The sequence below is a fragment of the Nocardioides sp. NPDC004968 genome, assembly GCF_040608935.1.
Classification (GTDB): Bacteria; Actinomycetota; Actinomycetes; order Propionibacteriales; family Nocardioidaceae; genus Nocardioides.
Map to the genome: position 1 here is coordinate 19,738 of NZ_JBEXJF010000055.1, position 8,175 is coordinate 27,912.

The 8,175-nt window shown below is 70.4% G+C and carries 9 protein-coding genes; 7 read left to right on the forward strand and 2 right to left on the reverse strand.

The window, feature by feature from the left end; genetic code table 11:
* Positions 1–64: 64 nt before the first annotated feature.
* The 3 genes from ABZU72_RS27545 to ABZU72_RS27555 all read left to right on the forward strand — a co-directional run bounded on the left by ABZU72_RS27545 (position 65) and on the right by ABZU72_RS27555 (position 3,637).
* On the forward strand, positions 65–751 hold the full coding sequence (locus ABZU72_RS27545; RefSeq protein WP_355021961.1) for a helix-turn-helix domain-containing protein: 687 nt from the start codon (positions 65–67) through the stop codon (positions 749–751).
* Positions 752–903: 152 nt separating this feature from the next.
* Positions 904–2,175, forward strand: coding sequence for a hypothetical protein (locus tag ABZU72_RS27550; RefSeq protein WP_355021962.1), 1,272 nt, complete (start codon positions 904–906; stop codon positions 2,173–2,175).
* Positions 2,176–2,257: 82 nt separating this feature from the next.
* A complete protein-coding gene (locus ABZU72_RS27555; RefSeq protein ID WP_355021963.1) occupies positions 2,258–3,637 on the forward strand; it encodes a cytochrome P450 in 1,380 nt (459 codons plus the stop codon).
* Positions 3,638–3,696: 59 nt separating this feature from the next.
* Here the strand turns inward: ABZU72_RS27555 and ABZU72_RS27560 are convergent, their stop codons facing one another.
* Positions 3,697–4,647 (reverse strand): WYL domain-containing protein, encoded by a 951-nt coding sequence (locus tag ABZU72_RS27560; protein ID WP_355021964.1) that lies wholly within the window; start codon positions 4,645–4,647, stop codon positions 3,697–3,699.
* A gap of 84 nt (positions 4,648–4,731) precedes the next feature.
* On the opposite strand from ABZU72_RS27560, the gene ABZU72_RS27565 reads away from it, so the two are divergent.
* Genes ABZU72_RS27565 through ABZU72_RS27575 form a run of 3 tightly spaced genes read left to right on the forward strand, consistent with a single transcriptional unit; the run spans position 4,732 to position 6,273 of the window.
* Positions 4,732–5,367, forward strand: coding sequence for a histidine phosphatase family protein (locus ABZU72_RS27565; RefSeq protein WP_355021965.1), 636 nt, complete (start codon positions 4,732–4,734; stop codon positions 5,365–5,367).
* Positions 5,364–5,693, forward strand: coding sequence for a YnfA family protein (locus ABZU72_RS27570; protein WP_160026218.1), 330 nt, complete (start codon positions 5,364–5,366; stop codon positions 5,691–5,693). Before ABZU72_RS27565 ends, ABZU72_RS27570 begins: the two co-directional genes overlap by 4 nt.
* A gap of 10 nt (positions 5,694–5,703) precedes the next feature.
* On the forward strand, positions 5,704–6,273 hold the full coding sequence (locus ABZU72_RS27575; protein WP_355021966.1) for an NUDIX domain-containing protein: 570 nt from the start codon (positions 5,704–5,706) through the stop codon (positions 6,271–6,273).
* Positions 6,274–6,539: 266 nt separating this feature from the next.
* Here the strand turns inward: ABZU72_RS27575 and ABZU72_RS27580 are convergent, their stop codons facing one another.
* Entirely contained in the window at positions 6,540–6,755 is a 216-nt protein-coding gene (locus ABZU72_RS27580; RefSeq protein WP_350660394.1) for a hypothetical protein, read from the reverse strand.
* A gap of 161 nt (positions 6,756–6,916) precedes the next feature.
* Between ABZU72_RS27580 and chrA the strand changes: the two genes are divergently transcribed.
* A complete protein-coding gene (chrA, locus tag ABZU72_RS27585) occupies positions 6,917–8,053 on the forward strand; it encodes a chromate efflux transporter (RefSeq protein ID WP_355021967.1) in 1,137 nt (378 codons plus the stop codon).
* Positions 8,054–8,175 lie beyond the last annotated feature (122 nt).

Consider the following 8,175-nt stretch of genomic DNA (forward strand, 5'->3'; position numbering starts at 1 on the left):
TCGGGAGGCCGCTTAGATGGCGTACATGACAACTAGGCGTTCTCGGCCCGGCCGCCCCAGGCATGTGCCCGATTCGGGTACCGCCTCACCCCGCGACCAGATCCTCGATGCCGCTGCGCGACTCTTCGTGTCGCAGGGCTTCGCGGCGACGTCCACCCGCGAGATCGCCGACCAGGTCGGCATCCGTCAGGCCTCTCTCTACTACCACTTCGCAGGCAAGGACGAGATCCTCGTCGAGCTGCTCCGTAAGTCGGTTCGTCCGACCACGGACAAGGTCGACAAGATCCGCAACCAGGTGCCACCGCTCGATTATGAGACGGCTCTTTATCTGCTGGTTCTCGTCGACGTACGCACTCTTGCCGATGTGGATCACAACGTCGGGATGCTCTACATGCTGCCGGACGTGACCAACGGCGAGGTCTACACCGAGTTCCGCCAAGAGCACGAAGAGCTCGCTGCCGCCTACGCCGATCTGGCCAGCAAGGTGGCCTCGGAGAAGGTGCTCGAGGGCGTCGGTCTGAAGCAGCTGGGCAACATGCTCATCCAGCAGGTCGAAGGCGTCATCAGCATGCGCGCCGAGATGATCACCAAGGACACGGTCCGGAGGATCACGTGCCCGGAGGCGTGGGCGATCGCTTCCTCGTGCCTGCGGATCTGCGGTGTCAGCCAGGACAAGATCCAAGCCGCGAACGCGGTCGCCGTGGAGATGCTCGACGACTTCCTCGAGGACAGGGTTCGCGAGCCCGCCTGACAAGGCAGGCTGACAAGTCGGTAACTGGTGGGTAGGGCTTGCGCGTGTGAGTTGCCCTGTTGAGGCTTGAACGACACACTTTCCGAGCCCGTTGCCCGCTTCCCCACCGCGAGGACCCCACACGTGTGCATTGACCCTTCCGGAGGCCGCTGATGGCCCGGAAGCAGACAGCCATCCTCTCCGTCACCCGCGGGGTCACGACGCTCAACGGCCTGGTGGTGGATCGTCCGTGGGGTGAGGACCCGCACCAGGCAGGCATACGCGCCGTGCGGGAACAGTTGGCCGGCCCGAGCCGCAAGCCCGTCCAGGTCGTCGCCACCGACGACGAGGCCCGTGTCCGGATGGTCGTCCATCCCGACGGGCAGGTCACCGACGTCGAGACCCTCGAGGTCTTCGGGAGCTACGGCTCGCCCGACGACGTGCCCGGTGCGGCCTGGCTTCCCGCCGGCGCCGGGCCCGTGATCATCCAGGGCGTCGTCGAGCCGGACCCCGAGCCCGAGCCCGATCCTGAGCCGTACGTGCCACCGGTCCTGGCTGTTCCGGCGCCGGCTGTCGAGCCACCACCTGCGCCCGACCCGGAACCTCAGCTGGAGCCGGAACCCGAGCCGGAACCAGAACCAGCGCCTCCGCCGGCACCTGCGCCGCCGCCGGCACCGGTCCCGCCTCCGGCCCCAGCGCCGGTGCCTGAACCGGAACCAGAGCCGGAAGCGGAACCCGAGCCGGAGTCCGAACCAGGGCCCGAATCAGAGCGAGGAACCCCCGCCAGGAGGGCTGTCGCCGGACCGTTGGTGCCGCTGCACCACCTGGAATCGACCCCCTACCGGCGGTCGCGGATGACGCGTCGCGGCCGGGTGGTGCTGGTCGTCCTCGCCATCCTGCTGCTTATCCTGATCTACGAGGTCGTACGCGGCGTCATGACCGGTTCCGACGCGGACTCCTCCGACAAGAAGGAGCCGCAGAGCCAGCAGTCGGCGCCGAGCGCGGGGGCCAGCGAAAGGGCGCCCTCGGAGACGCCCTCACCGAGCGCGTCGGCGTCCTCGGTCCGCGTCGAGCCGACGCCGACCCCGACGCCGACCCCGACGCCGACCCCGACGCCGACTCCGACGCCCAAGCCGACCAAGAAGCCGGCGCCGCCGGAACCGACCAGGACACTGTCGGTGGAGGCGATCGCGATGACCGAGGCCATCGGGCTGCGGATCGACGCCAGCAGGCTGCCGGTGACGGCCACGATCGCGATGGATCCGTGGGGTGCGCCGGAGCGGTTCACGCGTACGGTCACGATCACCGAGCCCAACCAGCTCGTCGTGGTCAAGCCGGTCGCCTCCGGGCACGCGGAGTGGAGCGTCCGGGTCGACGGTGCCAAGAAGGTCACCGGCTACACCCATTCCTGGCCCAAGGGCGATCGCGAGTTCGTCAAGCGCTGAATTGCTACCACGGTCGGATGTGGCGGCCCCCGGTGCGGCGTACGCTGCATGAGAACGTGTTCCTGCGCCTCGGAGGTCTCGCATGCCGCTCAAGATCACGCCGCCCGTCGGCACCCGCACGATTGCTGGCCGGACGCTGGGGTCTGTGGAGCGAACCGCCAAACAGGGCGTGCGCTGGGCGCTGGGGCACGGGTTGCCGCGTACGGCCATCGTCCGGTCCGCCCGGAAGGGTGATCTTCAGGGTGACCTGATCCTGAGCGGGCCCGGGTCGCACACCTTCGACCTGGTCGACCTGTTCGAGGAGTTCCGTGCTCGCGGGCCGCTCTACCAGGGCGGGTTCAGCCACCTCGCGGTCGACCACGAGGTCATCAAGGAGGTGCTGACCAGCAACGACTTCATCACCGGGTTCTTCGCGCCCGACGAGTCGGGCACCGGTCTGCTGGCGAGGGCGGCGAACTGGTCGGCCAGCGACATCTTCGCCCCGCTCCAGCCGCCGTCGCTGCTGGCGACCGAGCCGCCGGAGCACACCCGCTACCGCAAGCTGGTCACCCGAGTCTTCACGGTGCGTGCCGTCGAGAAGCTGCGCGCTCGCACCGAGGAGATCGCCCGGGAGCTCCTCGACGACCTGGAGAAGGAGGCCTCGTCGGGGGCCGACGTCGACCTGGTCACGGGCTACTGCGGGCTGCTGCCGATCACGGTGATCTCCGAGGTGCTCGGCGTCCCCGTCGACCTGCGCGAACGCATGCTCGAGCTCGGCAAGGGCGCGGCGCTGAGCCTCGACATCGGGCTGGGCTGGCGCACGTTCCGGGACATGGAGGCCTCCTTGGAGGAGTTCGACACCTGGCTGCGTGGCCACCTCGAGTATCTCGCCGAGCATCCCGGTGACGACCTGCTCAGCCAGCTCGTCGCCCTCCGCGACGACGGCGACCGGCTCAGCGAGCGGGAGCTGCGGGCGATCGCCGGGCTGGTCTTCGCGGCCGGCTTCGAGACCACCGTGAACCTGATCGGCAACGGCATCGCGCTGCTCCACGACAACCCGGCTCAGCTCGAGGTGCTCAAGGCGCAGCCCGACCTGTGGTCGAACGCCTCCGACGAGATCCTGCGGCTCGACCCGCCCGTGCTGCTCACCGGCCGGGTCGCCCGGCGCGACTCCACCATCGCCGGCCAGGCGATCCCGCGCGGCACGATCATCAACACGGTGCTGGCCGCCGCCAACCGCGACCCCGCCGTCTTCACCGACCCGCACACCTTCGACGTCACCCGCGAGAACGCCCGCGACCACCTCTCCTTCTCCAGCGGCCGCCACTTCTGCCTCGGTGCCGCGCTGGCCCGGATGGAGGGCGAGATCGGCCTCCGCCTTCTCTTCGAGCGCTTCCCCGGCCTCGAGCTCGTCGGCGACCGCGAGCGCCACCCCACCCGCATCCTCCGCGGCTACTCGCATCTGCCGGCAAGGCTCTCCTGAGCCCCGCTGGTCGAGCCGTCGGAGCCGCTCGCGGCTCGACCAGCGGAGGTCAGCGGCGTTCAGCGCGCGGCGGCGTCGAGGAGTCGCTGGCCGAGGAGGGCTACGCAGCGGCGTACCTCGTCGCCTTCGACCACCCGGAAGGGGACGGCGCGGCGGGCTAGCTCCTGGGCGTACCACTCCGGGCTGTTGGTGCTCCCGACGAGACGGCAGTGGCCGTCGTCGATCGGTTCGAGGCGACCCAGGACGCGCGGAAGATAGCGGTCGACCTGCGCGAACGGGGCGTCGAAGACGACCTCGACCGCGTAGGCCCAGCCCTCGCCGAGGTGTTCCTCGACCTCGGTGACGGGGTCGATCTCGGGACGTACGAAGCGGGTCTCCTCGATGTCGACGGCGCCCATCCGGTCGACCCGGAGCACCCGGCGCGCGTCGGCGGTGTGTGACCAGCAGAGCAGGTACCAGCGGGCGTGGCGCACGACGACCGCCCAGGGGTCGACGACCATCTTGCGCTCGTTGCCGTTCTCGGTCGTGTAGGCGATGGTGGTGCGCCGCCGGGAGTCGCAGGCCTGGACCAGGCTGGTGGTGACGTCCGGGTCGGGCGAGACGGCGCTCTGGTCGGGGACGGCCGAGATCGTACGCCGCACCGCGGCCACCGTCTGGGACAGCGACTCGGGCAGCACCCGGCCGATCTTGCCTACCGCGCTCCCGACCGGCCCGGTGGCGTCGGCGATGTCGTGATGGCCGTCGAGCAGGGCCATCACCAGGCCGAGCGCCTCCGCGGTGGTGAAGATGAGCGGCGTACGCATCCCTCGGCCGAGGCGATAGCCACCATAGGGACCGCGCTCGGACTCGACCGGGATTCCTGCCTCCCGCAGGATCGCGACATAGCGCCGGGCGGCGCGCTCGGTGACCCGCAGCCGCTCGCCCAGGCGCTCGGCGGTGATGCCGGGGGAGGACTGCAGCAGCTCGAGGGTGAGCAGCGCCCGAGCGGTCGGGCTCTCGTCATGTCCCATCGTGGCGGCTCCCGGAAGTAGGTCGTCCGGATTCACATTAGTCCGTCACTTCCAGCACGGTGGGTCCCGTACCCTTACCGGCATATGAGACTTCTGCTGATCAGACACGGCCAGACCCCGAGCAACGTCTCGGGGGCGCTCGACACTGCCTTCCCGGGGGCGGGGTTGACCGAGCTCGGACTCTCCCAGGCCGCGGCGGTGCCGGATGCGCTGGCGGGGGAGCGGATCGCGGGTCTGTACGCCTCCCGGCTGCTGCGTACGCAGCTGACCGCCGAGCCGCTCGCCAACCGGCTCGGGATACCGGTCGTCGTGCAGGAGGGGTTCGAGGAGATCAGTGCCGGCCACCTGGAGATGGCCACCGACAAGGAGTCGGTGACGGCCTATCTCGAGGCGCTCGGCGACTGGATCCGCGGCACGCTCGAGACCCCGGTCCCGGGCGGCGAGGCGGGCCACGAGTTCCTGGCGCGCTACGACGCCGCGGTGCAGTCCGTGGTCAAGCAGCACGAGCCCGATGACACCGTCGCGATCGTCTCGCACGGTGCGGCGATCCGGATGTGGACCGGGCTGCGCACCACGCGGTCGCCCGCCTTCGGCGACGACAACCGGATCCGCAACACCGGCCTCGCGGTCGTCGAGGGCAGCCTGGAGGAGGGCTGGACGACGATCTCCTGGAACAACGACCCGCTCGGTGGTGCGCACCTGATCGGCGACGGCTTTTGATCCTCCGCTCGCTCCTGCTGTTCGTGCTGGCCGCGATCGCCGAGATCGGTGGCGCCTGGTTGGTCTGGCAAGGGCTGCGGGAGCATCGCGGCTGGCTCTGGGTGGGCGCCGGATTCATCGCGCTCGGCCTCTACGGCGTCGTCGCCACGCTGCAGCCCGATGCCCACTTCGGGCGGATCCTGGCTGCGTACGGCGGTGTCTTCGTCGTCGGCTCGATCGCCTGGGGGATGGCGATGGACGGCTACCGGCCCGACCGCTGGGACATCGCCGGCGCGGCGCTGTGCCTGGCCGGGATGGGCGTGATCATGTACGCGCCGCGTGGGTGAGGATGGGGCCATGGCCTCCGAGGAAGACTCCCCGCGCACCTTCGTCCCGGTCGCTCCCGAGGAGCGGCCACGCCGCACCCGGAGCACGGTCCGGGTGCTCCTGATCGACGACCGCGACCGGATCCTGCTCTTCGCCGACTCCGACCCGGGCATCCCGGGAGCGCGCTGGTGGATCACCCCCGGCGGTGGCATCGATCCGGGCGAGAGCGAGCGAATCGCCGCGGTGCGCGAGCTCGAGGAGGAGACCGGCCTCCTGGTCACCGAGGCCGACCTGTTCGGGCCGACGATGCGGCGCACCGTGGTGCACGGCTACAGCGACGTGGTCATCGACCAGGACGACGTCTTCTACGCGTGCTGGGTGCCGGCCTTCGAGGTCTCCACCGCCGGCCACACCGAGGAGGAGCTGCTCACCATGGCCGAGCACCGCTGGTGGACGCGGGCGGAGCTCGCGGCGACCGACGAGGAGATCTGGCCGGCGGTGCTGCTCGACCTGTGGAAGGACGCCGACGTACGCCGCGACGCGGCCGCCGCCGATCCTGTCGACGGCGGATGGGTGGAGGAGTCGTCGGTCCCGGCCTGACATCCGCGCTCTGGAAACGCCGCAGCCGACCATCCCCCTCGATGGTCGGCTGCGGTCTTGCGAGATCTGGTCGATGACCCTCGGTGCGACGAGATCTCTCGCATGTGCCGTCTGCTCGAGCGTGAATCCCCCGATCCGCTCGTGCGACGACACTCAGTCCGTGGTGCGGCCCCCCGACCGCGCCCTGGCCCTCCCCCTCAGTAGGCCCAGGGCGTCCACCCACAGCATCAGGCTGTGTACGACGGACCGAAGATGTAGGCGCATGGTCAGCGGAAGGCGCCGAGCGCGACGATGCCGGTGGCTGCCACGGCGGCGACGCCGAACATCGTGGTGCCTACGGCCGGCGGCATCCCGCCGCGGTGCTTGTGCTCGGACGGGTCGGGCTTGCGGAGGCTGCGGACGGCGTCGACGACGTTGTTGCGGAGCGACTCGACGGCGGTCAGGTCACTGCGGTGACGTGCGGTGATCGTGGTGGTAGCCATGGTGTTCCTCTTCTCGGACGGCGCTGGCCGTCCGTTGTCCGGCGGCCTTCACGTGAGAGAAACGGGGTCGCGGCCAGGTCATGACGCAGCTTTTCGCCACCTTAGGGTTACAGAAGATCCACAAGTGAGAAACATCGCGCCGAGCCCGTACGCTGCGCGTCATGACCACGACGCTGGTGGAGATCACTCGGGAGTGGGGCCGGATCGGTGTCATCGGGTTCGGCGGTCCGCCCGCCCACATCCGCCTGCTGCGCGAGACCGTCGTCGAGCGCCGTGGCTGGGTGGAGCCGGAGGAGTTCGAGGACGCGATCGCGACCTGCAACCTGCTCCCCGGACCCTCCTCGACCCAGCTGGCGATCTTCACCGCCTGGCGGGTACGCGGAGCGCTCGGCGCGTTGGTCGGCGGGCTCGCGTTCATCCTGCCGGGGCTGGTGCTGATCGTCGCCCTGGCCGCGCTGTTCCTGGGCGACCCGCCAGCGTGGGTGCTGGGCGCGGGCGCCGGGGCCGGTGCGGCGGTCGCCGCGGTCGCGGTCGCGGCGGGCTGGGCGCTGGTGCCGTCCTCCTACGAGCGGACCCCGTCGCGTCCGCGATGGATCCTCTACGCCGTCGTCGGCACCGTCGCCGCCGCGACCACCGGGGCCTGGGTGGTCCTCGTGCTCGTGGGCGCCGGGCTCGTCGAGGTGGCGATGCGGAGGCCGTGGCGTACGAACTCCTTCCAGTCCGTCCTCACCCTGCCTTTGTTGGCTCAAGGAGCGCTCACCGCAGCGGTGGCAGCACCGCTGGCGTGGACGGCCTTCAAGGTCGGCGCGCTGTCGTACGGCGGCGGGTTCGTGATCATCCCGCTGATGCAGTCCGATGCGGTCGACCGCTATGGCTGGATGAGCGACGCCGAGTTCCTCAACGCGGTCGCGCTCGGGCAGATCACCCCGGGCCCGGTCGTCCACACCGTCGCGGTCGTCGGCTTCGCGGCCGCCGGACTCCTCGGGGCGCTGGGTGCTGCCGCGATCGCGTTCGGACCGTCGTTCGTGATGATCATCGCGGGTGGACGGCACTTCGAGGCGCTGCGCTCTTCGCCGCTCGCCCGTGCCTTCCTCGACGGCGCCGGGCCGGCTGCGATCGGTGCCATCCTCGGGTCCGCGGTCCCGCTGGCGCTGGCGACGAGCGAATGGTGGCAGTGGGTGGTGCTGGCTGCCGCCGGCGTACTCCTGCTGCTGCTCAAGCGTGGGGTGGTCCTCACGCTGCTGCTCGCGGCAGGGGTCGGGGTCGTCGTGGCTCTCGCCGGTGGGCCGCTGCCTTAGCCCAGATCCACCGATCTCCGCCTGCTGCGCGCCACCATACGGGCGCGCTGGCGGCGTTGACGCCGCTCAACAGACACCCGGTATGCCCTCGCGGCGTCGCCTTGCCATCACACCCGTCTGGT

Coding starts and splice junctions, on each gene's coding strand:
- ABZU72_RS27550 (WP_355021962.1), top strand. CDS start 904: ATGGCCCGGAAGCAGACAGCCATCCTCTCCGTCACCCGCGGGGTCACG.
- ABZU72_RS27555 (WP_355021963.1), top strand. CDS start 2,258: ATGCCGCTCAAGATCACGCCGCCCGTCGGCACCCGCACGATTGCTGGC.
- ABZU72_RS27560 (WP_355021964.1), bottom strand. CDS start 4,647: ATGGGACATGACGAGAGCCCGACCGCTCGGGCGCTGCTCACCCTCGAG.
- ABZU72_RS27565 (WP_355021965.1), top strand. CDS start 4,732: ATGAGACTTCTGCTGATCAGACACGGCCAGACCCCGAGCAACGTCTCG.
- ABZU72_RS27575 (WP_355021966.1), top strand. CDS start 5,704: ATGGCCTCCGAGGAAGACTCCCCGCGCACCTTCGTCCCGGTCGCTCCC.
- ABZU72_RS27580 (WP_350660394.1), bottom strand. CDS start 6,755: ATGGCTACCACCACGATCACCGCACGTCACCGCAGTGACCTGACCGCC.
- chrA (WP_355021967.1), top strand. CDS start 6,917: ATGACCACGACGCTGGTGGAGATCACTCGGGAGTGGGGCCGGATCGGT.